This is a genomic window from Pararoseomonas baculiformis, from assembly GCF_017813395.1.
Lineage (GTDB): Bacteria > Pseudomonadota > Alphaproteobacteria > Acetobacterales > Acetobacteraceae > Roseomonas > Roseomonas baculiformis.
The window spans coordinates 49,467-75,062 of sequence record NZ_JAGIZB010000008.1 but is presented as its reverse complement, the minus strand read 5'-3'; the positions used below and the strand labels follow the sequence as shown (position 1 = coordinate 75,062).

18 protein-coding genes are annotated in these 25,596 nt (G+C 65.5%); 7 read left to right on the top strand and 11 right to left on the bottom strand.

What is annotated here, in order from left to right; translation table 11 throughout:
* Positions 1-96: 96 nt before the first annotated feature.
* The 3 genes from J8J14_RS10110 to J8J14_RS10100 all read right to left on the bottom strand — a co-directional run bounded on the left by J8J14_RS10110 (position 97) and on the right by J8J14_RS10100 (position 4,728).
* Positions 97-777, bottom strand: a complete 681-nt coding sequence (locus tag J8J14_RS10110; RefSeq protein WP_209379380.1) for a Crp/Fnr family transcriptional regulator — start codon at positions 775-777, stop codon at positions 97-99.
* A gap of 413 nt (positions 778-1,190) precedes the next feature.
* Positions 1,191-3,434, bottom strand: coding sequence for a glycosyltransferase (locus tag J8J14_RS10105; protein ID WP_209379379.1), 2,244 nt, complete (start codon positions 3,432-3,434; stop codon positions 1,191-1,193).
* A gap of 112 nt (positions 3,435-3,546) precedes the next feature.
* Positions 3,547-4,728: a glycosyltransferase family 4 protein gene (locus tag J8J14_RS10100; RefSeq protein WP_209379378.1), complete on the bottom strand. Its 1,182-nt coding sequence runs from the start codon at positions 4,726-4,728 to the stop codon at positions 3,547-3,549.
* A 304-nt stretch (positions 4,729-5,032) separates the two neighbouring features.
* Here J8J14_RS10100 and J8J14_RS10095 point away from each other — a divergent pair, with 304 nt between their 5' ends.
* Positions 5,033-5,944 carry a glycosyltransferase gene (locus tag J8J14_RS10095; RefSeq protein WP_209379377.1) on the top strand — a complete coding sequence of 304 codons (912 nt, stop codon included), beginning with the start codon at positions 5,033-5,035 and terminating at the stop codon, positions 5,942-5,944.
* A gap of 11 nt (positions 5,945-5,955) precedes the next feature.
* On the opposite strand, the gene J8J14_RS10090 is transcribed toward J8J14_RS10095, so the two are convergent.
* From J8J14_RS10090 to J8J14_RS10075, 4 genes are all read right to left on the bottom strand, one after another.
* Entirely contained in the window at positions 5,956-7,059 is a 1,104-nt protein-coding gene (locus tag J8J14_RS10090; RefSeq protein WP_209379376.1) for a glycosyltransferase family 4 protein, read from the bottom strand.
* On the bottom strand, positions 7,056-8,210 hold the full coding sequence (locus J8J14_RS10085) for a glycosyltransferase family 4 protein (protein ID WP_209379375.1): 1,155 nt from the start codon (positions 8,208-8,210) through the stop codon (positions 7,056-7,058). The genes J8J14_RS10090 and J8J14_RS10085 overlap by 4 nt, the downstream gene beginning before the upstream one ends.
* The gene (locus tag J8J14_RS10080; RefSeq protein ID WP_209379374.1) at positions 8,207-9,091 is read right to left on the bottom strand and encodes a GNAT family N-acetyltransferase; all 885 of its coding nucleotides are present in this window, start codon (positions 9,089-9,091) and stop codon (positions 8,207-8,209) included. The genes J8J14_RS10085 and J8J14_RS10080 overlap by 4 nt, the downstream gene beginning before the upstream one ends.
* A 457-nt stretch (positions 9,092-9,548) precedes the next feature.
* Complete coding sequence (locus J8J14_RS10075; RefSeq protein ID WP_209379373.1) at positions 9,549-10,355, bottom strand: YdcF family protein; 807 nt, start codon at positions 10,353-10,355, stop codon at positions 9,549-9,551.
* Positions 10,356-10,572: 217 nt separating this feature from the next.
* On the opposite strand from J8J14_RS10075, the gene J8J14_RS10070 reads away from it, so the two are divergent.
* Together J8J14_RS10070 and J8J14_RS10065 are read left to right on the top strand one after the other, a co-directional pair.
* Entirely contained in the window at positions 10,573-11,655 is a 1,083-nt protein-coding gene (locus tag J8J14_RS10070) for a GNAT family N-acetyltransferase (RefSeq protein WP_209379372.1), read from the top strand.
* 264 nt (positions 11,656-11,919) lie between these two features.
* On the top strand, positions 11,920-17,352 hold the full coding sequence (locus J8J14_RS10065) for a beta strand repeat-containing protein (RefSeq protein WP_209379371.1): 5,433 nt from the start codon (positions 11,920-11,922) through the stop codon (positions 17,350-17,352).
* Between the two features lie 159 nt (positions 17,353-17,511).
* Here J8J14_RS10065 and J8J14_RS10060 read toward each other — a convergent pair whose 3' ends face one another.
* The 3 genes from J8J14_RS10060 to J8J14_RS10050 form a co-directional block, all read right to left on the bottom strand.
* Positions 17,512-18,246: a PEP-CTERM sorting domain-containing protein gene (locus J8J14_RS10060; protein WP_209379370.1), complete on the bottom strand. Its 735-nt coding sequence runs from the start codon at positions 18,244-18,246 to the stop codon at positions 17,512-17,514.
* A 644-nt stretch (positions 18,247-18,890) separates the two neighbouring features.
* Positions 18,891-19,310, bottom strand: a complete 420-nt coding sequence (locus tag J8J14_RS10055) for a DUF6525 family protein (protein WP_209379369.1) — start codon at positions 19,308-19,310, stop codon at positions 18,891-18,893.
* Between the two features lie 420 nt (positions 19,311-19,730).
* Positions 19,731-19,925, bottom strand: a complete 195-nt coding sequence (locus J8J14_RS10050; RefSeq protein WP_209379368.1) for a hypothetical protein — start codon at positions 19,923-19,925, stop codon at positions 19,731-19,733.
* 291 nt (positions 19,926-20,216) lie between these two features.
* Here J8J14_RS10050 and J8J14_RS10045 point away from each other — a divergent pair, with 291 nt between their 5' ends.
* The 4 genes from J8J14_RS10045 (at position 20,217) to J8J14_RS10030 (ending at position 24,301) form a co-directional block, all read left to right on the top strand.
* Positions 20,217-20,561, top strand: a complete 345-nt coding sequence (locus J8J14_RS10045; protein ID WP_245215646.1) for a 6-pyruvoyl trahydropterin synthase family protein — start codon at positions 20,217-20,219, stop codon at positions 20,559-20,561.
* 66 nt (positions 20,562-20,627) lie between these two features.
* Positions 20,628-21,299 carry a GTP cyclohydrolase I gene (folE, locus tag J8J14_RS10040; protein WP_209379366.1) on the top strand — a complete coding sequence of 224 codons (672 nt, stop codon included), beginning with the start codon at positions 20,628-20,630 and terminating at the stop codon, positions 21,297-21,299.
* A gap of 186 nt (positions 21,300-21,485) precedes the next feature.
* A complete protein-coding gene (locus J8J14_RS10035; protein WP_209379365.1) occupies positions 21,486-21,893 on the top strand; it encodes a molybdopterin-dependent oxidoreductase in 408 nt (135 codons plus the stop codon).
* A complete protein-coding gene (locus J8J14_RS10030; RefSeq protein ID WP_209379364.1) occupies positions 21,890-24,301 on the top strand; it encodes a putative bifunctional diguanylate cyclase/phosphodiesterase in 2,412 nt (803 codons plus the stop codon). The genes J8J14_RS10035 and J8J14_RS10030 overlap by 4 nt, the downstream gene beginning before the upstream one ends.
* A 371-nt stretch (positions 24,302-24,672) precedes the next feature.
* On the opposite strand, the gene J8J14_RS10025 is transcribed toward J8J14_RS10030, so the two are convergent.
* Positions 24,673-25,473 carry an SDR family NAD(P)-dependent oxidoreductase gene (locus tag J8J14_RS10025; RefSeq protein WP_209379363.1) on the bottom strand — a complete coding sequence of 267 codons (801 nt, stop codon included), beginning with the start codon at positions 25,471-25,473 and terminating at the stop codon, positions 24,673-24,675.
* Positions 25,474-25,596: the final 123 nt, after the last annotated feature.

The following is a 25,596-nucleotide window of genomic DNA, read 5'->3' as shown; positions in this document are numbered from 1 at the left end:
CAACGCCGGGAAGGGCGACCGGTACCGGCTCTCAGGCGCGAAAGGCGCCTCGGATCTTCGGACGCCGAACCCTCCCACGGCGCCCTGGGGATCTTCTCAGGCCGCTGCGGCGCTCTCGCCTGGCCCGTGCTCAACCGGCCACGGGCAGGAGAAGGTCCGCATGTGGAGGTAGTACGGATTGAACGAACCGAAGCGCTGCAAGGCGCCCGGATCAGGGATCGTCACCCGGCCGGCCTTCCACTCCATCAACCCGCGAGTTCGCAGCTGCATCAGCGAACGATTGGCGTGAACGGAGGACAGGCCGAGCGCATTGGCCACATCGACCTGCGTGATCGGCAGGTTGAAGCTGGTCCCGTTCACCAGGCCAAGCTGCATCAACCGGGTGTGGAACTCGCAGAACATGTGGGCGAGGCGCACGACGGCGGAACGGGCACCGACGGACACGAGCCATTCGCGCAGCGCGCTCTGGTCTGCCATTGCCGTGCACCAGAGGGCACTGGCGATGCCTGGGCGCTCTTGGGCCAGCTGCTCCAACTCGCGGCGGGAGACAGTTGCGACGTCGCAGGAGGTGAGCGCGGCGACAGAATAGTCCAGCGCTCCAAAAAATTGGAGGTTGCAGGCATCACCAGGTAGGATGAAGCCCAGGATCTGCCGCTGCCCTTCGGGTAGCAGGCGGTAGCGACACGCGAACCCGCTCAGCAACACATGGATGCGATCCGGCCGATCCCCCTGGCGCACTACCCGCCAGCGGGCGGGAACGCGCTCGGGCTTCATCATAGCCGCAGCCAGGGCCTTCCGGTCGCTGTCGGAGATCGCGACACTCGGCCCACCTGGTTGAATGGCCGTCCTACCCGATTGAATCGCCGAAATAAGCATTGTTCACCCCTTGGACAAATTTCTATCCAGGCTCTCCAGAATTGTCACCGGTGCCCATTCTATCCATCTTTCAAATTAAAGTATATCGTAACGCCTTTCCAATAAATATGCTCGCAAAACCACACAATCCCGTGACTCGTGTGCTTTGTCCGTCTGATCATCATGCAAAGCAGCGCGGTTTACCAACCGGTTGCGTCCCGGAGTGGCAAATCCACGTGAGGCTGAAGACTTTACATCTTCAGAATGGTCGCAGTGAGAGCATTCCGCCGAAGAAGGAGATTGAGAAATGACAATCTCTTGTGGACCGGCCGCTGTTAATTTATCCCATGCAGGTTCTCGACACTCGACTGCTTCCTGGCTCCATTTTGGTGCTGTGCAGGCATCAGGCTGCTGCGCAGCTGGGAGGGTGTGGAGAAACGGCCGCCCAGTTCCGCGCGGAAGAAGTGAAGGTAGGCGTCGATGCGGCCGAGCAATGCCTGAACCTCGTCCTGCGTCCGCGCATAGGGCGTGTTGCCGACCTGCAAGGTGGGGCTATGCAGGCTCAGCGTGAAAATTCTCAATCCCGAAGCATACAGCCGCCGCGTAAGCGCGATCATGGTTTCCAGATCGTTGCCCTCCGGCGAGAGTCGGACCGGATAGAGAACATTCAACCGCGCCGCGAACCGTTCGGACCGGCGGCCGGTCAGAACGCGGTTCGTCAGCTGCGGGCTGACCCTGGACATGAAGCCGAGCCGCGCCGCTGTCGTCGGGAGTGACAGCAATCCACCCGCTTCCCCGTACCAGCCCGGCCGCGAGGTGAAACCGGTGAAGTTTGGGCCGCCCATCGCAGAATAGTTGTAGCTGGGGCAGATCGACAGGTCTGTCTCGAATCCCAGGGACTTCAGCGCCGCCACCGTATGAGGCCCAAGCCCGTAGCGCCCGGCCTTGAACATGCGGGGGGCATGGCCGAGCAGGGCCTCGACATGCCTGGTGAGCAGGGCGAGCTTCTCGCGCTCAAGCATGGGCCCGAGATTGCCTGAGAAGGAATGCCAGTCATCCCTCGGCTCGACCTGCGGCGGGGTGCTCCAGCTGTGCAGGTGCACGCCGACCTCGCATCCCTGTTCCGCCAGGTCCTGCACGATCCGTGCGCTGTGTGCCTGCGTGGCTACCGGGTAGTCCACGACCAGCGCGGGAAAAAGCCCGTGGGCCTTGAACATCGGGAAGCTGTCCCGCAGGCCGGCGATCGAGGAGACACGTCCGGTATCCGTCACCGTGCCCTTGTTCCAGTCGAAGTCGGCCTCGGTGTCGATCACCACTTGCAGCTCCGGTGGGCGCCCCGGGGCCGTATCGAACTCACGCAGGTCGAAGGAGGAGGGACCGCGCACCGTGTTGGAGAAGCGGAGGCGGAAATCCGGGAAGGGCTGCGCGTCAGGTTCGGATCCGGTTCCGGAGCGCCTGTAGAGCGCCGCATAGCTCTGCGCCACCTTCTCGAGACCAAGATTGCGGTCGGCGAAGCGACGCCCCTCCAGTCCCATGTGCCTCGCTGCATCCGGCCCGGATCGCAGCGCCTGCACGGCGGCGACGAAGTCGGCTGTGCTATGGGCCAGGAAGCCGCTCCGTCCATGATCGATGACGAAATCGGTGAGGCCCGGCAGGAAGCGGGTGATGATGGGCAGGTTACGCGACATCGCCTCGAGGAAGACGTTCGGAAATCCCTCGGCGGTCGAGGCGAACGCAAAGGCGTCCGCGGCCGTGTAGTAGAGCTGTGGATCTTCCTGGAAGCCGGCCAGGATCACGCGGCCGCCGAGCTGCGATGCCGCCTGCTCGATCTCCTCCGCGTAGTCAGGCTCGAGCAGCGGACCGACCACGACGAGCTTGACGCGGGGGTCCTCGATCTGGGCCAGTACATCCACAAGGAATCTGACATTCTTGCGCCGGCTGACCGACCCTACATTCAGCAGGATAAAGTCTTCCGGGGAGAGGCCGAGGCTGCTGCGCGCCGCGGCGCGCTGCTCCGCCGTAACGGGCGTCGCACCCAGCGCCACGCCTTGTGGGATGAAGGAAAGGCGGCGCTCTGCCACGCTGCGCAGGGACTGCCGGAGCAGCTGCGGGCTGATGACCACGAAGGTGCTGATCGACCTCATCAGCAGTGCGGCAAGGCGCCGGTAGGAAGGCCGGTAGTCGCTGAGCAGCTCGGTCGGGCTGTCATTGAGCGTGCAGGAATAGAGCACGGGGCGGCCCATGACCCGGGCCAGGATATAGGCCAGAAAGTGGCGGTCCACATGGGAGTGCAGGTGCACCACGTCGTAGCGGTGCAGGTTTGCCGCGAGCCAGCGCAGCAGGTCCAGCCAGGATGGGTCGGGATACCGGTTCGCGAGATAGTGGATCCGCACGCCCTCATGGATCGCGGTTTCGTCCCGGTGGTCCGGCCGTGTCTCGAAGACCAGGATCTCGCCGCTGATCCCATGCCGGGCCATGGCTGGGATGAGACGGGTGTAATAGATGCCGTCGCCCGTGTAGTCCGGGTGGAAGCGGCGATAGATGTGCAGGACCCTGGGCTGAGGCGACTGGGGCTTCATGCGGGCGCAACCTCGGATGCGCGGCGCAGGCACACGCGTGGTCGTCCCGCAGGGCCGCCGGATCTCGGCCTGGCATCCGGGATGATGTCGGCCTGTTCGCGAAGCTTGGACATCAGTTGCTCCGGAAGCTCGTGCCCGGCCGCACCAGCCGTATATACGGCCTGAGGCGTGCCGCCAGGGGAAGGCGGCGACCCGGTCCGGACAGGGCGATGTAGAGGTCTTCGAACTTTGAGAGCATCTGCTTCATGTTGAATCGGGCGAGGGCGTTCTGGCGCCCGGCATTGCCCATACGGATGCATAGTTCCGGGTCCGCCAAAAAGCGATGCAATGCGGCGCTCAACGCCTCGTGATCGCCCGGCGGAACCAACAGGCCTGAGACACCGTCCAGGACAGCTTCCGGATTGCCCCCGACGGAGGTCGCGACAACAGGAAGCCCGGCATAGGCTGCCTCGATCGCGACCAGCGGCAGGCCCTCTTGCAGAGAGGCAAGGGCGAAGGCGTTCGACGCGCGGTAAACTGCCATCACGTCCTCCGTCCTGCCGAGGAAGTGAACGCGCTTTTCCAGCCCAAGCTCTGCGCGCAGCTGTTCCAGCGGCTTCCTGAGCGGGCCATCCCCGGCAATGAGAAGCTGCACGGAATCGGGCAGGCTGGCGACGGACCGCATGAGGGTGTCGAAGCCTTTCCGGGGTACGAGCGTGCCGAGGGAGCAGACAACAAACGCATCCGCCGGTATCTGGAGCTCGCTTCTGAGATCGCGGTCCGATGTGCTTGCGCGAGCGGGATCGAACCCGTTGTGGATGACCTCGACCCGGTCGGCCGGCATGCCATCCTCGAGGAGGCCTTCGGTGACCTGCCGGGAGACCCCGACGGCGTGGTCAACCGCGTGTGCCAGGAGCACGTACCGGCTGCGCCGGAGGTAGCGCGTGTGAAGGTGCAGGACGAGGCTGCAGCCGGAGATCAGTCGCGCCGGCGCAAGCCACTGCACGGGCGCTGCGCCATTCGCATGGATGACGCGGATCTTGTGCGAACGGATCAGCCGCAGCGCTTCACCGACGAAGGACAGGTAGCGCCGCGGGCTGAAGCGGGGCGACGAGAAGTCGAAGTAGAACTCGAACTGCGTCTCGTGGACCGTGACCCCTACCTCCGTACAAGCCTGCGCAAGGCGGCGGCTGTTGCACCAGACCACGGGCGTGAAACGGCTCGGGTCCAGCCCGGTCACAAGATCCAACAGCACCCTTTCCTGGCCGCTGACATGATCTTCACCGAAATTCACGAAGAGGACGGGGGTGGTCATGCTGCGTTCCTGCTCACCTCGGGCGTCTCCTGGCCGTTACCAGATCCGCGCAGCCGGGTGACCGGGGGCTGGCCGGCATCCGCAAGGCTGTCCTCCCGTCTCGCCCGGATCCGGTGCATCGGCAAAGGTTCTGCAGCCTGGTGAATGCGGATATCCTGCATGCCGACGTATCGCGGCTCGAGGAGAGGTCAGGGTGCCCAATGTCGTTATAGTGCAGCGCGGCTCCGGTCGGGCGAGTTGACGGCGCTTGGCCGATCCAACACATTCCCGCCGTGAAGCGGGCAGCTCCGCAGAGCGAGGGCCGATGATCCTTTCCCCCGTCTCGGTCGCGATCTTCGCCTATAACGAAGAGGCCGCGATCACGGCCAGCCTGGATGCGCTGGCCGCCCTCGCTGGCGAGGCGGAGCTGCAGGTTCACGTGCTGATCAATGGCTGCACGGACGGGACGGAGCGCGTGGTCCGCAGCTATGTCCCGCAGGGCTTCACCCTTCATCCCGTGGTCATTGCCCGGGGCGACAAGGCGAATGCCTGGAACACCTACGTGCACGAGGTGGCGCCGGCCGACGCGGCCGCGCATGTCTTCACCGACGGTGACATGCTTGCGGCGCCTGGATCGATCGCGGGCTTCCTGGAGCGCTTCGCGGCGGAGCCGGAGGCGAATGGATGCGCGGCGCTTCCCATCTCCGGCCGCTCCCGCGATGCCTTCCGGGCCAAGCTGGTCCGCAACCGCGAGATGGCGGGCAATCTCTACGCGCTGCGTGGCGAAGCCGTGGCCGCTTTCCGCCAGCGTGGCCTTCGCCTGCCCTTCGGGATGTTCGGGGAGGACGGGCTGGTCACCACGCTGATCAAGCACGACCTGGACACGCGCGGACCGCGGAACGACCGCCGCGTTACCGCGACCGAGAGGGGCGGCTTCGCATACCCGCCCCTTTCCCCCTGGTCGCTGCGGGACTGGCGCATCTATCGCAACCGCCGCATGCGCTACGCCGTGCGCCGCCAGCAGGCGAACATGCTCTATCCCCTGCTGTTCGAGCGTGGCGTGGAAGCCATGCCGGAGCATGTCGTGGACCTCTACCGGGAGCACCACGCGGCCATGGAGGTCCGTTGGAACGGCCTGGACACCTGGTTCGACCGACTGGCCCGCAAGCGCATCCTGCGCGATGTCGCGAGGGCCGATGCGGCGAAGCAGGAGGAACGCGCCCACCTCTACAGCTGAGGGCACTTCCCTCATCCGGTGATCAGCTTGGCATAGGCGCGGAACATCGCGCCCTGGTCGTAGTCCTGCTCCGCCTTCTCCCGGTTCGCCGTCCCGATCCGCGCGCGGAGCGCGGGATCGTTCAGCAATGTGCGGAGCGCCCCGGCCAGGGCCACGTCGGTGCGCTCCACCGCAAGCGGCCGGTTGATGTCGGAAAGCATGAAGCGGACATCACCGACATCGGTCGCAGCCACCGGAAGCCCGCTCGCCATGGCTTCAAGGACCGAGAAGGGCATCTGCTCGGTGTCAGAGGATAGGGCGAAGAGGTCCATCGCGCGGTAGAGCGACGAGGGGTCCGGAACATGCCCCGCGAAGAGCACCCGGTCTGCCAGGCCGAGCGTTCGCGTGAGATCCCGCAGCGCCTGCTCCTCGGTGCCTCGCCCGGCTATCAGCAGCCGCATCGGCACGCCCTCGTCCCGCAGGATCGCCGCTGCCCGCAGGAGACGCGCGAGGTTCTTCTCGGGGCGCAGCGCCGCAACGGTGCCGATCATCGGGCCGTCGCCCGGCACGGCCAGATCGGCGCGCGGGCCATCCGTCCGGAACCGGGTGAGGTCGAGGCCATTCGCAATGAAATGCAGGCGGGATTCTGGCAGTCGCCAGGTCGCCCGGGCCGTTTGCAACAATCCGGAGGAGGGGAGGGCGACCTCACTCCAGCGCAGGGCGAGTGCGCGCGTCAGGACGCGCCGGGGCTTCTGCCCATGCACCTCGTCCGGTCCGAACCCATCCTCCGTGTGAAGATGGCGGATCCTTGGCCCCGTGAGGTTCGCGATCGCCCACTCGATCGATCCCCAGTTGCTTGTCACCAACGCGTCTGGCCGCAAGACGCGCAGCGTTTCGCGGATCCGGCGCAGGCGGCTGGGCAGGCGCTCTCCATGGGGCGCCTGGAATGGATGGCGCTGCAGCGGCACTTCGGGGCTGATCCGCTCCGCGCACTCGTATCGGCCATCCAAGGAGACCACGACGTGCCGCCACCTCCGCCCCTGGAAGTTGGCGAGCGCCGCGAAGCGCACCTGTGCCCCGCCAACCGCGAAGCTGGGGAACACGCTGAGGACCAGGGGCACGGAAGGATCGCTCATGCCGCGCGTCCGCGGCGCGCGGCCTCCTCCTCTGCCATGGCGGCGACGCGCCGCGCATTGCCTTCCCATGTCAGGTCGCGCGCTTCGACCTCCGCCCGCGCGGCCGTGCCGAGACGGGCGCGCATCTGCGGGTCGCGGGCGAGCCGCTCCACCTCTGCCCAGAGTGCGGCGGGATCGCCGGGATTGAACAGCAGGGCGGTGCGTCCGTGCTCCAGCACCTCGCGGATGTTGGGCTGGTCCGGCGCGACGATCGCCCTGCCGGCAGCCATGTATTCGAAGATCTTGAGCGGGGATGCGTAGGGCACGGCCGCGGGCTGCAGCGCGATGTCGAACTCCGCGATCAGCCCCGGCACCTCCTCTCGCCCGGCCAGCCCCGTGAAGCGGACCCGGTGGGAGATGCCGAGTTCCTCGGCCAGGCGCTCCAGACCCTCGCGAGCAGGGCCATCCCCGACAACGGTGAGGCAAAGGGGAGGGGTCTCGTTCCAGCCGGCGAGCGCACGGATGACGTGCTGCAGCCCGTGCCAGTCCCGCACGAATCCCACGAAGCCAAGCACGAGTGGCTTCGTCCCCTCAGCGATCCTTGGGGCGCCTTCCGGAAATTCATCGAGGTGGATGCCGTTCGGCACGACGGCAATTCGCTCCTGCGGCACGCCGGCCGCGGCGACCTGCGCGGCCAGAACCTCGGTCACCGGCAAGACGCGGTCGGCCCGCAGCCAGACGAAGCGCTCGGCCCAGCGCGCCAGGCGGCGAAGCCGCAGCCCGCCGAAGCGCATGCGCTCGTCAGCGAGCGGAGCATTCACCTCCAGCAGGAGGGGCAGGCCCCGGCGCCGCGCGACGATGGCGCCGGCCAGGTGGAACAGGTTGTACCGCTCGTAGATGGCGTCCGGCTGGAACTCGGCCGCGGCACGTTCCAGCCGCCGCGTGGCCGGCACGCCATAGAGCAACTCCGCAATCTCGCCGGCCGCGCTGGGCAGCCGCCGGCGAAGCCAGGACACCATGCGGCTTCCCTCGCCCAGTGCCGTGTTCTCGTAACTCGCGGGGCCGACGACGCGAACCGTGTGCCCCGCTTTCCGAAGCGCGGCGACGAGACTGTCGAGATGAACGCCCTGGCCATCACGCGACGCGATGCGGTGGGAATAGAGGATCTTCATGCCGCGCCCCTCCCGAGCCTCGCGCGCACCGCGCGGCGAGCCCGGCCGGCGCCGTGGCGGGCCACCGCCGCCAGCCCGCCCAGCGTCAAGGGGCTGGCGAGAATCAGCCCGATCCGCTGCCGCCGGCAGCCGACCCAGAGCCGCTTGTAGGGATCATCGCCCCGCCCGAAATCCAGCTCTCGGACGCCCTCAGTGAGAAGATGGCGGATCATCAGGGCGGTCAGCACCGTTCCGGGTGAATCAGCACGGCGTGCCTCGTCATGGGCGAGCTTGAGCAGATAGGCCCGCTCCCCGGAGCGGATCCAGTACTGTGCAGCCATTGGCGTTCCCGCCGCCGCATCCCGCAGCACGCCGAGGCGCAGCGCGCCCTGTGCGGCAGCCATGCGCATCAGAACGGCGTCAAAGCCCGGGTTGGGCTCGTAAGGTTTCCAACTCCGGTCGCGAACCGCTTCGTAGTCGGCGATCCCGGCTTCGATGCCTGCGCCGGGTGCGTCGATGAGGGTGAAGTCGGTGATGCGCGCTGCGCGCGCGAGCTTCCGCCGGATGGTGGTGCGCAAAGCCGGGTCGCGCGCGCCAAGATAGGCGTCCCAGTTCGTTCCGGACGGGAATGCCTCGTGCCAATTGCCGAAATGGTCGTGCTGGAGAACCGCGACGCCGCCGCTGCGAATCCCTTCGATCAGGGGTGCTAGCCCGGGGGCCGTGGCATCAACAGCATCGAACCGCCACGGGGCGGAATGCCGCACGAGGCGGGAGAGATCGCGCCCGGCCTCGCGCAGCATCGCGGCGGATGAACCGGCAGCAGGAAGGGGGCGCCAGGAAATCGTGTAGGGGGTGGTCAGCGAGCTCCGCCGACCCTCACGCTCCATGAGCGGAAGGAGCACTGCGTCACGCAGGGCCAGCGCTTTGACAGATGCACCATCAGGCAGGGCCCCAGCCAAGAGGGAGGCGTACCAGGCGCGGGACGCGAAGAAGTCGTCGGTCCCAGCTGGAGCGAGGAAGGCGTCCCACCAATCCGGGAGACAACGGTCCGGCCTATCCGACGCGGCGGGCGCAACATGCGGCGATGCCCTGCGGGAAGGCGCGATCTGGCTCGACTGCTTGGGGGTATCGACCAGCGGCTGTCCCCTGTCTGGTTCGGCGAGAAGGAAAGGCTGACTAACTGAGTGCATCGCTAACGCCAGGCCCGAGTGATAGCCCGGCGCGCGACCGCCCGCCCCGCACGGCGGCATGCTGTCAAAGACATACGATCCTCAGTCACGCGCATGGCGCCACGTCCTCGCTCCGGGTCGAGATACCCGAAGGTAGCAAGTTCCAAACCAAGCTGTAAGAGCTTGAACGTCAATGTATTTTACGCCCATCTTCGGCGGTATGTAAAACATTCCGACGGCCCTCCGCCGTGCCGTCCCGAAGGCGATAGACCAGCCGTCCGGCATATTCCCGGATGCCGTACCAACTCCACGCCAGGTGATCGGTCCGCGGAATCCAGTCCGTCAGCCGGCCCGGAGGGAGAGGGCTGACGCGGATCGGCGACAGCGAGACAGGAAACCCCAGCCGCGCAAAGGCTTCGGCGGCGCGCGGAAGATGCCAGCCATGGCTGACAAGGTAGGCCGAGCCGATCCCGCTGCTCCTGAGAAGCCCGACGCTGTACTCGGCATTGCCGCGCGTATCGGGTGCCTCCGCCTCCACCCAACGGACCGCCACGCCAAAATCCGCTTCCAGGCTCTCGGCCATCAGCTTGGCGATGGGAGTGGCACCCTTCGACAATGGCCCTCCGGTGACGAGCAACGGCAGGCCGGTGCGGCGGTGCAACGCCGCGCCGGCGCGCAGCCGTTCCAGGGTAAGCGGCCCGATCTCAGGGCCATCCGCGCCCAGAGCCCCGTCGCCACCGAGCACGATAATCGCCGAAGGCTCCGCGGCGGTACCCGGGCTCCGTGCTGCTTCTCGCTCCAGGCTACCCAACAACCAGTTCTCAGCCGCAGGAGTCGCGAGAAGGATGACCCCAAACGCCGCAGCGGCCGCTGCCAAGCCGCCCAGTCTCCAGCCCCGCCATGCCAGAAGGCCTCCGGCTACCGCGAGCAGCAGGAGGAGTGTTGGCGGCAGGAACGCTGCCGAAGCCAAGGATTGCGCTGACACGGTCGACGTCACCTCAAATCGGCAGCCGGTCGGCGCCCGGATGGCGCTTGCGCAAAGCCGGGCAGGCTGCCCGTCCTGCGGATGCGCCAAGCGATAACCGAGGCGCTTTGTGCCGCCTAACTATCACTGGGCCGGGGCGAGGCATAAGCTGCCTGCTAAGTCCCGTCGGCCATTCGCTGCGTTCTCCGCGCGGTCAGGCCGCCGGCAGCTCTTCCGGGAGACAATGCGCATGGAAGATCCGTTCCGGGCAGGTGCCGGGCCGGTGGAGGTGGCTGAGTCGCCCATCCACGACTTCGCGGCGCTCGAACGGGAATGGCGGGAGCTGGAACTGCGCTCGGCTCCCTGCTTCTTCCGTTCCTGGACATGGGTCGGCTGTCTGGTGGAGCAGCGCTTCCCTGACCCCGTGCTGCTGCGCGCGAGTGCGGCGGGAGAGACTGTCGGGCTTGCGCTGTTGAACCGCCACAAAGGGCGCCTCCTGCTTGGGGAGAGCGGCGACCCGATTCTGGACTCCCCCTTCGTCGAGCATAACGGTCCCCTAATGGCGCGAGGATACGAAGCGGTTGGTCCCGCGCTTCTCCGCGCTGCGTTGCGGGCGCCGGGTGCGCGCCGGCTGGTGCTGAGCGGTGTCGATCCGGATCTGCCGGACCGTATGGGCGCACTTGTGCTCCGCCGGCAGGAGCGACCGGCTCCGTGGATCGACCTGGATGCCGTACGCCAGGCCGGCGGCGATCTTCTACCTACGCTGAGTGCGAATACGCGCCAGCAGCTTCGACGTTCCCTACGAAGCTATGCGTCGAGCGGTCCCCTTACTCTCCACCATGCCGCTTCCGAGGAGCAGGCACTGGCAAGCCTGGAGAGGCTGATAGCGCTTCACAACGCGGACTGGCGCGAGCGCGGCCAGGCCGGCGCTTTTGCGACGACGTTCGTGCGCCGCTTCCACACGACACTCATCCAGCGCGCCTCAGCCCGCGGGGAAGTCGATCTCCTCCGCATCGATGCAGGTGACAGGACTGTCGGATTTCTTTACAACCTTCTTCTCGGTGGTGTAATCCACGCTTATCAGGCGGGACTGGACCGTGCTGGGGCGCAACGGCACGAAAAGCCAGGGCTCAGCTGCCACCTGCTGGCGGTGAATCGGGCTGTGACTGAGGGGCACAGCGCTTACGACCTGATGGCCGGGGCGCAGCGCTACAAGGCGAGTCTCGCCTTCGAATCACGGAAATTTGTTTGGGTTGAGCTCGCGCGTCGGTCGTCAGTTCAGGGATGGGTAGTTCTCGCTGCGCGAAAGATCATTGGCGCCATGAGAGGCTGATCATCGCCATAGGCAATATGAGTAATTTTGGACAAATCCTGCAACTTCCTCCTCCCGAAACGCGAGATTCAGATCAACCATCATCACGAGATTAAAGATCGAGAGGGGCTCTTTTCTGGGTTCCCTTTGGATCTGCATTCGACGTAGCACTCCCTCCCAGATCACAATGTTGTGTTCGGCTCCGAAGGGCGGCCAAATTCCCCATCGATTTGGGGTGGCCACCGAACTCGCGAGCTGAGGACTTCGCCTTCAGGGGGCTGCAAAATGGCCGACGGAAACTCTGTCTCGTCCAGCGCTGCTGGTCATGTCGTGGTGGGTCTGAACCTGGAAAACTCCGGGAAACAGGTCCTGGACCATGGGAGGACCACGCTTGGTCAGGTCTTCGTCCAGGGCGATGTCCCGGCCGGCACGGGCCTGACGGCTCTCATCGACGGCCAGCGCGTCCCTGTACAGCTCGACGTCAAGACGACCTATCCGGATGGCTCGGCGAAGATGGCCATCCTCACCTTCGAGCGCCCCGAACTCGCCGCAGGCGAGAGCGTGTCCGTGTCCCTGATCCGCTCCAGCGCTCCTGCGACGCAGGCCATGGATCTCCAGGCCGCGCTGAATGCGCATGACTTCACCATCGATCTGACCGGTGCGAACGGCACCACCCGGCATGTTGACGTGCTGGACGCCCTGAACGACGCGCTGGCCGACGGAACCGCATCTTTCTGGATGGCGGGTCCGCTCGCGACCCAGGCCCGCGTTGAGGTGGCGCTGGAAGGCTCACAGCGTCTCGTCCTCGATGTGACGGCTTACCAGGGTGGGGGGCTGTCGATCGATGTGGGCTTCAACAATGACGGGGCGATGGGCACCTCCGGTGGCCGTGTGTCCTACACGGCGGTCGCCAGGCTCGACGGCGCCGAGGTCCTCCGCGAGACGGTGAGCCAGGGGCAGTACCAGAACTGGCACCGCAGCTTCTCCTCCAACGAGGTCGATGGCGGCCAGGGGCTGGGGAGCGCCGATGCCGGCTGGCTGAACATCCGCCACGACATCAACTATCTCTCCTCCACGGGCGCGGTGGCGCATTACGACACGAGCATTAAGCTCGATCCGGGAATGCTGAATTCCTGGACGGCGGCGCAGAACGCCGCGGGCTGGGGCGAGCCGCTCTCGGCCAATGGCCTGACGCAGTTCATGCCCATGACGGGCGGCCGGCCGGACATCGGCATTGTCACGGGCGCTAACACCGCGTGGCTCATCTCGGGCGACGCGAAGGTCGCCGCCTACGCTCTGGGGCAGGCCGAGGCTGCCGGCGCCGTGCCCTGGAACTTTTGGGACACCGCGAACGGCACCTGGCTGAACACGGACAACTACCCGAAGCTCTGGACCGATCCGCGCGGCGGGACTGGCGTCGCGGGCGATCCCAACTCGAAAGGGCTGACCCAGCAGGTGTCCAGCGACACGGGCTGGACGATCGACCGCGCCCATCAGCCCGAGCTGTCCTTCGTGCCCTATGTCCTCACCGGCGAGCGCTGGATCCTGGACAACCTCACCGCCCAGGCCGCCAACAACGTGATGACGACCTGGCCGGCGATGCGGAACAACGGCGAGGACATTTTGGTGCAGGAGAGCCAGGTCCGCGGTGCGGCTTGGGCGCTGCGCGAAGCCGAGAACGCGGCCTGGGCCGCGCCCGACGGGAGCGCCGAGAAGGCGTATTTCACTGCGGTCTCCGACGCGAACTGGAAATGGCTCGTCTCGAAGATCCCGGCCTGGACCGCCATGCAGGGCGAAGCCTATGGCTGGGTGCCGGGCGCCACGCACACGGGGGGCGACCTCGCGCCCTGGCAGCAGGACTACTTCGCCAGCACCACGATCGCCGCTGCCAGCCGCGGCAACGCGGATGCCCTGACCTTTCTCAACTGGCAGTCTAACTTCCTCGTCGGCCGGTTCCTCGCCGAGGATCGCGGTTTCGGGATGCGCGATGGCGCTGTCTACCGGATCGCCATCAGCGATATCGGCAGCAGCAAGCCCTACACGACCTGGGCAAAGATCGGCGCGGAGACCGCGCTGCGTGGCTTCTCCAATGGCGAGACGGGTTGGGACAAGAGCGAAGCCGAGAATCCGCGGCTTGCTATGGCCACCCTTGCCGGAATCTATCACCTGACCGGCTCCCAAGCTGCCGCCGATGCCTACAAGGCGATGGCCGCTGCCGGCGCGCCCGGTACGACGCCGGACGTCTATGGCCGGATGCCGCAATATGCGGTGACGCTGCCCGGGATCTACGGCGGGACCGCCGTCGGGACCGACGGGAACGACACCATCACCCTGAAGAGCGCCAGCCAGACCCTCGTCGCCGACCTCGGCGGCGGCAACGACACGCTTACCCTTGCCGCCGGGAACAACAAGGGGACGGTCCGGAACGTCGAGACGCTGATCGGCAATTCCGGCCAGGACCAGATCACTCTCGAAGCCGCGGCTGGCGGGACGGTGGTGGACCTGCGGGAAGGCACGGATACGCTCACCCTCTCTTCCGCAGGGCCGAACCGCGTCACTGTCCGGAACGTCGAGATCATCAACGGCGGCTCGGCGGCGGATGATGTCACCCTGGCCGGCCCCGTGAATGGCATCTCCGTCTGCCTCGGGGAAGGCGAGGACCGGCTCACGCTGGCCTCTGGCGGGAATAACGACCTCACCGTCAAGGATGTCGAGACCATCATCGGTGGCTCGGGGGCGGACAAGGTCACGCTTGGCACCGCGGTGCAGGGCGCGACGGTGGATCTCGGCGGTGGCGATGACCGCCTCATCCTGTCCGGCAACGGCCCGAACAGGCTCACCGTCGCGAACACGGAAACCGTGCTGGGCAGCGGCTCGGCGGCCGATGAGGTCACGCTCACTCTCGCCCCGTTGGGTGCTTTCGTCGATCTCAGCGGTGGCGTGGATCGGCTGATCCTCTCCGGCAATGCGCCGACGCGCGTCACGGTGTCCAACACGGAATTCATCGTGGGCAGCGCTGGGGCGGATGACGTCACGCTCGCGACTGCCGCTTCCGGCACTGTGGTGGATCTCGGCGCCGGCGTGGACAAGCTGACGCTTCACCAGAACAGCGGCAACCGCGTGACGGTCTCGAATGTGGAGACGGTGATCGGCGGCAGCAACACGGATACCGTGACGCTCGGCACGGCCATTATCGGGGCCACCATCGACCTGCGTGGCGGCTCTGACCGGCTTAACCTTGCGGATGGCCGTAACGTCATCACCACGATCGGGGTCGAGACCGTGATCGGTGGATCTGGCGCGGACGAGATCACCTTCGGCGGCGTTGCGACCGGCGGCTCCGTCATGCTGGGCGCGGGCAACGACACGCTGAAGCTCGTGAGCGCGGTTTCCGGCCTCGTCGTCGACCTGGGTGACGGGAAGGACACGCTGGAGCTGTCCAATGCCGGCCCGAACCGCATCACCGTTGCTGGCGCGGAGAAGATCACCGGTGGTTCCGCTGCCGATGACGTGACGCTGACCACCTCGTCGCCGGACCTGGTCGTCGATCTGGGCGGTGGCGTGGACCGGCTGGTTCTGTCGAATGCCGGGGGCAAGATCTCGGTCGCAAGGGCGGAGACCATCATCGGCGGAAACGGCGCCGACGACGTCACCCTGTACGTGGATATCCGGGGCGGCACAGTGGACCTGGGCGGCGGTGCCGACCGTCTCGTCCTGTCCAACAAGGGGCCGAACTCGCTGCGTGTCACGAATACTGAGACGATCATTGGCAGCACGGGCGATGACGACATCACGCTCGGCACTCTGTCCGGCATGGGGACGATCGACCTGGGCGGTGGCAAGGATCGCTTGACGCTGTCTGCCTCGAGCGCCTACACGCTCACGGTTTCCAACACCGAGGAGATCATCGGCGGCAACGGCGCCGACACGGTGACGCTTGGCACGGCGATGCTGGGTGGCAAGGTGGACCTGGGCGCGAACAATGACCGCCTGGTCCTGTCCTCGGCGGGCGCGAACCGGCTGACCGTTTCGAACACGGAGACGATCATCGGCGGCTCGGCGGCGGATGAGGTGACGCTCGGAACCGCGGTGTCCGGTATCACGGTCGACCTGGGCGGCGGCGTGGACAAGCTGGTCCTCTCCTCGGCCGGTGCGAACCGCCTGACTGTCTCGAACACGGAAACGATCATCGGCGGCTCCGCGGCGGACGACGTCACTCTCGGCGCGGCGAACGGCGTGACGGTGGACCTGGGCGGTGGTGCGGACCGGCTGACGCTGGCGAGTGGCGTGGGGAACCGCGTCTCGGTTGCCAATGTCGAGACGATCATCGGCGGCAGCGGGGCGGATGACGTGACCCTGACCGCGCCGGTCAACGGTGCCGTCATCAACCTTGGCGGCGGCGTGGACCGGCTGGTCCTCAGCGCCGGCGGCAACCGCCTGTCGGTGGCTGACACCGAAACGGTGATCGGCGGCAGCGGTGCGGACGTGGTCACCTTCACGACCGCCATCAACAACGGCACCGTGGATCTGGGCGGCGGCTCGGATCGCCTTGTGCTCGCCCATAGCAACAACAGCGTCACCGTGACCAACACCGAGGAGATCATTGGCGGGAACGGCGCCGATACGGTGACGCTTGGCACGGCGATGCTGGGCGGTCTGGTGGACCTGGGCGGGAACAATGACCGTCTGGTGCTGTCCTCGGCGGGTGCGAACCGGCTGACCGTCTCCAACACGGAGACAATCATGGGCGGCTCGGCGGCGGACGAGGTGACGCTCGGAACCGCGGCGTCCGGCATCACCGTGAATCTGGGCGATGGGGCGGACAAGCTAATCCTGTCCTCGGCGGGCGCGAACCGGCTGACCGTCTCGAACACGGAGACGATCGTCGGTGGCTCGGCGGCGGATGAGGTGACGCTCGGAACCGCGGTGTCCGGTATCACGGTTGACCTGGGCGGCGGCGTGGACAAGCTGGTCCTCTCCTCGGCCGGTGTGAACCGCCTGACTGTCTCGAACACGGAGACGATCATCGGCGGCTCCGCGGCGGACGACGTCACTCTCGGCGTGGCGAACGGCGTGACGGTGGACCTGGGCGGTGGTGCGGACCGGCTGACGCTGGCGAGCGGCGCGGGGAACCGCGTCTCGGTTGCCAATGTCGAGACGATCATCGGCGGCAGCGGGGCGGATGTGGTTACCTTTACGACCGCCATTACCAACGGCACCGTCGACCTCGGCGGCGGGTTTGACCGCCTGGTGCTCGCTCACAGCAACAATGTTGTTACGGTGACCAACACGGAGGAGATCATCGGCGGAAACGGCAGTGACCGGATCACCGTGACCGGCAATGTCGGCGCTCGGATCGAGGGCGGCGCCGGCAACGACGTTCTGGTTGGCGGTAAGGGGGCCGACCTGCTGATCGGCGGTTCTGGAGCGGACCGCTTCGTCTTCACGGTGGGTTCGTCCACCCCGGCCGCGGCGGATCGGATCGCGGACTTCGCCCCGCGCGAGGATCTTCTGGTCTTTGAGGGCATGCTGACCGGGAAGTTCGCCTTCGTCGGCGAGAAAGCCTTCACGCGGAGCGGCAATTCGGAGGCTCGCTTCATCGACGCCACCGACCAGCTCCAGGTGGACGCCAACGGCGACGGAACCGTGGATCTGCAGATCACGCTCTCGGGCGTGTCGCTGTCGAAGCTCTCGGCCAGCGACTTCCTCTGGACCTGATCAGGCAGGCTGCCGCCCCCCTGGGGACGGCGGCAACCTGATAAGGGCTGAAGTGGCTTTGCATTCCAAGCGAAAGGGCTCGGGATGCAAATGCCTTGGTGGAACGCGCCGTGCTGGCGCGTTCCTGTCAGATTTTCTTACAGCGGCTGACGCGACGCGTCAGGCCGCCTTACGCCGGCCGGCGCGGCGGGTCATGCCGAGGCCGAGCAGCCCCATCCCGAGCAGGGCCAGGCTGGCGGGCTCGGGCACGGCGCTCACCACGGAGTTGGCGCTGAAGCCCCTGCCCCGGTCGATGCCCGAGAGAACGAGCATCGAGGTGAGCGAGAAGCTGCCATCCGGGTTCGCGGAGACGAGCTGGTTGGTGGACTGCGCCGAGGTCAGGATGCCGTTATAGGCGAAGGACTCGGAGCCGATTTGCATGCCGGTGCCGAATTCCGTGTTGCTGTTGTCGAGGTAGTAGCTGTAGGTCGCCGTCGCCTGCAGGGCGCCGTTGTCGGCGAAGGCAGGGAAGTTGACGGTGGACGCCAGGTCGAAGGGCGTGGTGCCCAGGGTGGTGAAGCCGGTCTGCGTCGCCATGAGCCTCAGGGTCGGTGCGTCCCCGGTGCCCGGCGCGGTGTTGCCCTCCACGGCCATGCGCAGCACGGGCATCGCCTGGCTGCCGACGGCGGGATAGCTCTGGGCGGTCTCGATGAAGAAGTTGTAGCCCGCACCCGTCACGAAGGTGCTGACGGCGCCCTCGATGGTGTTGAAGTCGCAGGCGGCGCCGTCGGCGCAGCTGGACACGGCGCCCCCGCCGATCTGGTAGCTGATCACCAGCGCCGCATCAGCGGTGCCGGCCGAAACCGCCATTCCGAGACCCAGCCCGAGGGCCGCTGCAGCTGTCTTGAACTTCATCAGTTCGTCTCCTTACCCCAGGGCTTCTGACCTCCGCCGCTCGAAGGCTGTTTCGGCCCTTGGTATGGAGGGGAGATAGCAACAACGATGCCACCAGATAACACGCGGAAAAGGAACGGAATTTCGTCCGGATTCGGATCGACTACGTACAGTTGTCAAAATTTCCGACAGGCGCTTCCGGGTGGTCGTGTTGCTCAGATCGGTTGAGGTGAAGGTTTCCGCCGAGCGCCCTGAAAGGGGCAGAGGGAGGCCGGCGCCCGCTTCCGGGCGGGCTGGATGATGACCAATCCGCCCCTAAAGGAGCTTCCGAGCGCTACCCTGTGCGCGACGGGCGTGAAGCCTGATATCCAAGCGGCCCAAGGTCAGGAGTAGCTTACTGCCCCGCGGCCGCGGACCCCCGCCGTCCAGCCTGCATTCACCCGGTCCTGCGCCGCACAGCGCCCAACAGCCCATCCACGAACGGCTTGGCGGACGCCGCCACGTGCGCCTGGTTAATTGCGGCCGGAAAGTGCATTTGGTTCGCGCAACGACAACAGCCATTGCCCCAGCACCGCCCTGATCGAAGCGCCTGCTATCCAAGCCCGAAAGGCATGGTCTCCCATGAACTCAGAGCTCGACCGCGAACCAATTCACAAAGGCAAGGCTCAGCGCTTAGTGCGGCGGCGCAAAAGCTGCTTTTTGCTCACCTTGGGCTGCGATTTCGTTGGGGTGACAAGAACTGGCTTGGCCGCAGGGATCCCGCCGGTCCCAGCGTAACGTTGGATCGACGCGCCCGCGGCGAGGTGAGGATAGGCCTTGGCGCCTTTCGGCCATGTTCTCGCGAAGGCGGCCAGTTCAGCGTGATCCTGGCCGCGGATAGTCTGGACGAGGAAAAAAGCAGCCTGGGCCGGCCGCAGGCGCTGCCGGCGCAGCAAGTGAAGGTGCCATTCGCGCGCGCGGAGAGGGCACCAGTCCACCAGCGCCTCCTGAAGAGCTTGGCGGACTTCAGCAGGTAGTTCCTCGTACGCCCGGTAGGGATCACCCCTCAGCTTGCTGTAGGGCTTGACCGCCATGCTGTTGTCCATGACGACCTTCTAACTACCGGAAGGCCTCAGGGGAATCGCGGTCTCCATCGCCTGGCGCTTAGCACCCATGCCGAAGGCTCGGGTGCGGCGAACTGAGCAGCGCATCGTAGATGCCCGTCTTCGTCTGCCACCGGTGCGCGTAAAGGCTGCGAAGTAGTCTCTGCATGTCGGACAGTTAGGTGAGTCCGGTTCGCCTTTGGAACGCCACGGCATGGCCTGGAGATCCTCTGATGGTAGGGGGACGTCACGTGCCGGGCACTTGCTGTGGGCACCATGACCGCGAGGTCATGGCCCCGGTCATCACCGCCGGCGGCATTTGCAGGGAAAGGATCCGGGCCGTGGTGGTGGACTGCCTTGAGTGGCGTTCTACGTGCCCCGGGCGCTCCACCCTATGCAGTCGATAGCCAACAACAGCCCGACCTAGGGCGCGTACGACACACGCGGCATCGCCGCGCGCTTGACCTTGTCGCCTTTTTCGCCGCGGACCGCAGCCTCGGGAACAGGGGCGTCAACGAAGCCGTTGGGCGGACCCTCAAGCACGGCCATGCCTGTATCCATTCTAAATTCGGTCCCGCTGCCTTGTTTCAGCAACTTCCGGCCCGGATCGAGGATCACAACGCGGCCCACTCCCCAGAATGGGCGCGTCTCGTGGGTACCTCCACGCTCCATCTCATCCGCGCCATTCTGCGGCCGAACAGCGTCAATTTGCAATTGCGACGGAGGCGCACCATCAGACCGCAACGGGAGATCTGGATCAGCTATGCTCACGATGCATTGACTGGCCTCAAGGAATCTTGACCAGTCGTGAGAGAATGGTTGTATGCTGTCTCCAACGGCACGGTATGCGGGTAAACATCGCTCGCTTGTCGCGCGTGGCTTCTTGGGGGTGATTTTGTCGTGATCGAAATGTTCCGGGAATTTACCTTCGAAGCGGCACATAAAACTACCCCCGACACTCCGCTCCATGGGCACACCTTCAAGGTCAAGGTGGTGCTTACCGGTGAACCGCATCCCGTCTTTGGCTGGTCCCACGATCTCCTTGAGGTCGACCCCATCATCTCCGAGCTGCGGAAGAAGGTGGACCACACCTACCTGAACGACGTCGAAGGCCTGGAAATCCCGACATTGGAGAACGTGGCCGGGTGGTTCTGCCGGCACCTTGATAAGGCCATTCCTGGCCTGGATCGGGTCGAGGTGCGCCGTGGGCTTGAGGGAGCCGGCGAGGGAGTCGTGTTCCGCAACAGGCGATAGCGGCCCCGGTCGTTCACCCAACCCGGCACCGCTCACCGACGTGCCAACCAGTCCAGGAGACCTCCCGTGAGCGTTGCACTTCGCCGCCTGCAATCCCGCCCCAGTGCTGCCAATGAGGCACTCGAGGTTCCCCTCTCCTCCGAGGAGCGAGAGGCAATGGTCGGTGCCGCCAGCGTGAAGCTGGAGGAACTGCTCGACATTCTGCGCATCGACCATCGCAACGATCCGAACACCCGCGGCACGCCCCAGCGTGTAGCCAAAATGTTCGTGAACGAACTTCTGCGCGGACGCACCGTAAGCCCGCCGCCGCTCACGGATTTCGAGAACAGGCTCGTCTACCAGGGCATGATCGTGACGGGCCCTATCGACGTCCGCTCGACCTGCGCGCACCACCTCATGCCGATCCGTGGAGAGGCTTTCATCGGCGTGCTGCCCTCCGCCGAGGGCAAGGTGCTCGGGCTGTCGAAGTACGACCGGGTGGTGGATCACTTCGCGGCTCGCTTGCAGACCCAGGAAGAGCTTGTTCAGCAGATCGGCGACTATCTCTGGCAGAACACGGCTCCCCGTGGTCTCGCGGTTCGTATCTCGGCGGCTCATATGTGCCGGACGCAACGGGGCGTTCGCGCGGGATGTGGCCGCATGGTGACCAGCGCCTATTTCGGAGCCTTCGCCGAAGACGCAGGTCTGAAGCAAGAATTTATGCGCGAATGTGCTTCACTCGAGATGGCTCCGCGCTGACTCGAACCCGAACTCCCCAGGTAGACGGACAACAACATGACAGGTCGGTGGGTCAGCAAGCGCGCTTTGATGATGGGCATCGGCGCAGCGGCGGCCTCAACAGCTTCTGGCCGTGGTTGGGCGCAGGCACCGTCATCGGCGATGGACGAAGGCACGTCCCTCCGGCGCCCTACCCAAGCACCCATCTTGCGCATCACGGGCAAGATTCAGCGGGTGAATGACCGCGATGCCGCGATCTTCGACAGGGCCACACTGGAAGACCTTGGCTCGGGATCAATCACAACGAACACTCCCTGGTATGACGGGGTGGTTCGATTTGATGGCGTCCCGATGACGAGACTGATGGAGGCGGTTGGAGCAACCGGGCAGACACTGACTGCGGTCGCGCTGAATGACTACTCGACCGACATTCCGATCGCCGACTTCGCGCGGTTTGGCACGCTGTTGGCGACCCGCCGAAACGGTGCACCGATGCGCGTGAGTGATAGGGGCCCGCTCTTCATCGTGTATCCCTATGACTCCGACCCGGAGCTTCGCGCGAGGCTTTACTATAGCCGCTCGGCCTGGTCGGTCGCGCAAATCATAGTCCGGTGACCATCTGGAGCGTCCCGTGGCGCGGGCGATGGTGGCGTCAGGCCCTCGGTGAGCGCAAAACGCCAGAGCGTTGGCGCGCATCGGCCATCAGCGCCGGGGCTGGCGTGCAGATCTTCTCGGTCGTGGCCGCCATCTTCCTTGGGGCGGGCGCCGTTTACGCGTCCTACCTGATCTCTGTCAGGCAGGACGCACTCGGGAAGCTCTCACGGTACAACATCGCCTGGACCACAGGGCAGGCAGCGCAGGAGGTCTCCCGGCTGCAGGCCGCAATCGGCGGCTTCAGCCTGACCCGTGGCGAGGTGGAGCGGGATACTCTCGAGACCTGGCTGGAGATCGTGGAAAGCAGGGTCTCTGTCCTGCGGACCGGCGAGACGGGAGCATTCATCCGTTCGCATGTTGAACTGGTCCGGGCCGTCGATCAGCTCGAGGCAGCCATAGAGGCCGCAAAGCCGTTGCTGCTCACGCTGGATGACCCAGGAAGCCTCGCTCAGCTGATGGGCAAGTTCCAGCAGATCAATGGCCCCATGGCGCGTCTGACGTCGGTTGCACATGCACATGGCGCCGATCTGTCAGCACGCGACACCCAAGACCTTGACCGGCTCCATTGGACGTTCTCAAGGCTGTTGATTGGCCTGATCGCATGTTGCCTTGCGCTCACCGCAACAACCATTTGGCGCAACCGCCTTCTCGCTCGATCGAACGCCGAAGTGCGAGCCCGCGACGTTGAACTCGAGCGGCAGAACCAACTCTTTGAGGCGGCGCTCAACAACATGTCGCAGGGTCTCGGCATGTTCGACACCGAGCACCGACTCATCGTCAGCAATCGCCGCTTCAGTGAAATCTTCCATCTCCCACCCGGGGCAGCGAGGCCCGGTGTGCATGCTGCCGAGCTCCTGAGGCTCAAGTCAGGGTCTGTCGAAATGGAACGGAAGGGGAGCGAGTCAGCCTGGGCCCAGCACCAGCGACTGGCTGCTCGATCCCAGGCATCGACCTTCGTGCAGGAGGACGGGGAGGGGCGCTCGCTCTCGATCTCGCATCAACCCCTTCCCGAGGGTGGGTGGGTGACGACCTATGAGGATGTAACCGAGAACCGTAAGGCGGAGGCCAGGATCCGGCATCTCGCAAACCATGATGCCCTTACTTCTCTTCCAAACCGCCGCTACTTCACAACTCGGCTGGAGGAGGCTCTTCACCAGGCAGGCACTCAGATCGCCGTCCTGTTCCTGGACCTCGATCAGTTCAAGAATGTGAATGACACACTCGGCCACCAGGCGGGCGATGAGTTGCTGTGCTCAGCCGCCGGCCGCATCCGTGACTGTTTGCGTGATGGCGACCTCGTTGCAAGACTGGGCGGTGACGAGTTCGCGGTGCTGGTCCAGGGCAGGGGCGCTCTGGCTGAAAATGTTGAGGCGCTTGCGCAGCGCATTATCGAATCGCTAGGGATGCCATTCGAGCTTTCCAAGTATCAGGCCTCGGTTGGCGTGAGTGTCGGCATCGCGACCGCAACGCCGCGCACTTGCGATGGAGACACACTCCTCAAGCACGCTGACATGGCGCTTTATAAAGCTAAGGGAGCTGGGCGGGGAACATACCGGATCTTTGAGGACTCGATGGCGGCCGAGCTGCAGGAAAGGATCGGCTTGGAGACCGACCTGCGCGGTGCGCTGGAGCGGGGCGAGCTAGAGCTGCACTATCAGCCCCTGTTAGACCTCACAAGCGGGCAGCTGAGCGGGTTCGAGGCGTTGCTTCGTTGGAAGCATCCGGTGCGCGGAATGGTATCTCCCGCGGACTTCATCCCCGTTGCCGAAGAAACCGGCCTGATTGTACCCATTGGTGGATGGGTTCTGCGTCAAGCATGCACCGATGCAGCGAAATTCCCTGAGTTCACCAAAATTGCCGTCAATATTTCGCCTGTTCAGTTCGCTGGGGGTGATCTGGCCGAACTGGTTCGTGACACCCTAATCCAATCTGGACTCGCGGCATCCCGCCTTGAGTTGGAGATTACTGAATCAGCACTTCTGCAGGACAGTGAGGCTGTCATCGGAACACTTCATCGTCTGCGCGCACTCGGTGTCCGCACTGCGCTCGACGATTTTGGAACCAAATATTCTTCGCTGACCTATCTGCGGAGCTTTCCGTTCGACAAGATCAAGATCGACCAGTCCTTCGTTCGAGATATGGCTGTCCGCGAGGACTGTCTGGCGATTGTGCGCTCCGTCGCACAGCTTGCCGCAAGGCTTGGGATGACTGCGACCGCCGAGGGTGTCGAGAGCGGAGCTCAGCTGGAGCAGGTGCGGGAGGCTGGCTGCACGGAAGCGCAAGGATACTTCTTCGGTCGTGCCGAGCCTGCCGAGAAGCTTGGCCGCTGGTTCGGGGAAGTGCGACCAAGACTGGTGGTTACGAACTAACGTCGCCGATCCACCTCGCGAGCCCGGTCGGCAATTTGGATCCGGTCTCAAGGGAATGCAGGTAGACGCACTCGTGCTTCAGTCTGCCCCGCGGCAGCTCGATCAATACGTTTTTCTCCGACAGGACGCGACGGTCATCAGGATGCCCACCTCTGCCCTCTGCGGGACGCCAGTGACGAGGTGAACTGGCCTCCTTGGCCGGAGTCGAAAATGCCGCTGCTCGTCGCGAGCCCCTTCGCCGCGCTGACGCACGGCACAAAGAGGATTCGGGCTGGTTCTGCCCGGGGCAGCGCAGAGCGGAGCGCGGCGGGAAATAGCGAGGCCGCTGGCGGCTCAACGTTCCCTATGCCGGAAGCGACGACTGCCGCGCCTCAGTCACAGCGCACGGACATTCCGCCATCGACAACGATCTCACTGCCGGTGATAAAGCGTGCCTCGTCGGAAGCGAGGAATAGCGCAGCGTTCGCGGTATCTCGCCCATCCCCCGCGAAGCCGAGCGGAATCCGCCTGATCCGCGCGGCGAGCAGTGCCTGGACATCCCCGCCCGAGCGCTGGCCGGCTAGGCGCGTCTCCACCATCGGCGTGTGCATCTGGCCCGGGACCACCGTATTCACGCGGATGTTCCGGCCGGCATACTCTACCGCGACGACGCGGGAGAACTGGATGATGCCGGCCTTGGATGCGGCATAGGCCACTTGTGCCGAGCCGGTCCAGCGGGTGCCCGAGGTGGAAGCAGTATTGACGATGGCACCGCCGCCCTGGGTCTCCATCACGGGCAGCACATGCTTGCAGGCCAGGAAAACGCTCTTGAGATTGTAGTCGATCTGGGTGTCCCAGACCTCCTCGGTCATTTCCACGGGGCCACCCTTGGCCGATCCGCCAACGTTGTTCACCAGGATGTCGATGCGCTTGTACTCGCCCAAGGCAGCCTGAACCATGGCGGCGATGGAAGCGCTACTCGTCACGTCGCACTCGCCCATGGCAAAGCGCCCGCCCTCCTCCCGGATGCGGGCGGCCGTTTCCTCCATGGCGGCCATGTTCTTGTCCGCGCCGTAGACGAGCGCGCCCTCCCGCGCGAAGAGCACGGCGGCCGCGCGGCCATTGCCCCAGCCCGGGCCCACGGATCCGGCCCCGGTGATGATCGCAACCTTGCCTTCGAGACGTCCTGCCATGATGTGATCCATTCGTTTCAATGCGCCTCGCCACGGCGACGCAGGGGAGCCGGGAATTCGAGAGGAGCAGCGTTCAAGGCCGGGGGCGAGCCAGGCACCTGTATCGCTCTCCACCGCGGACCG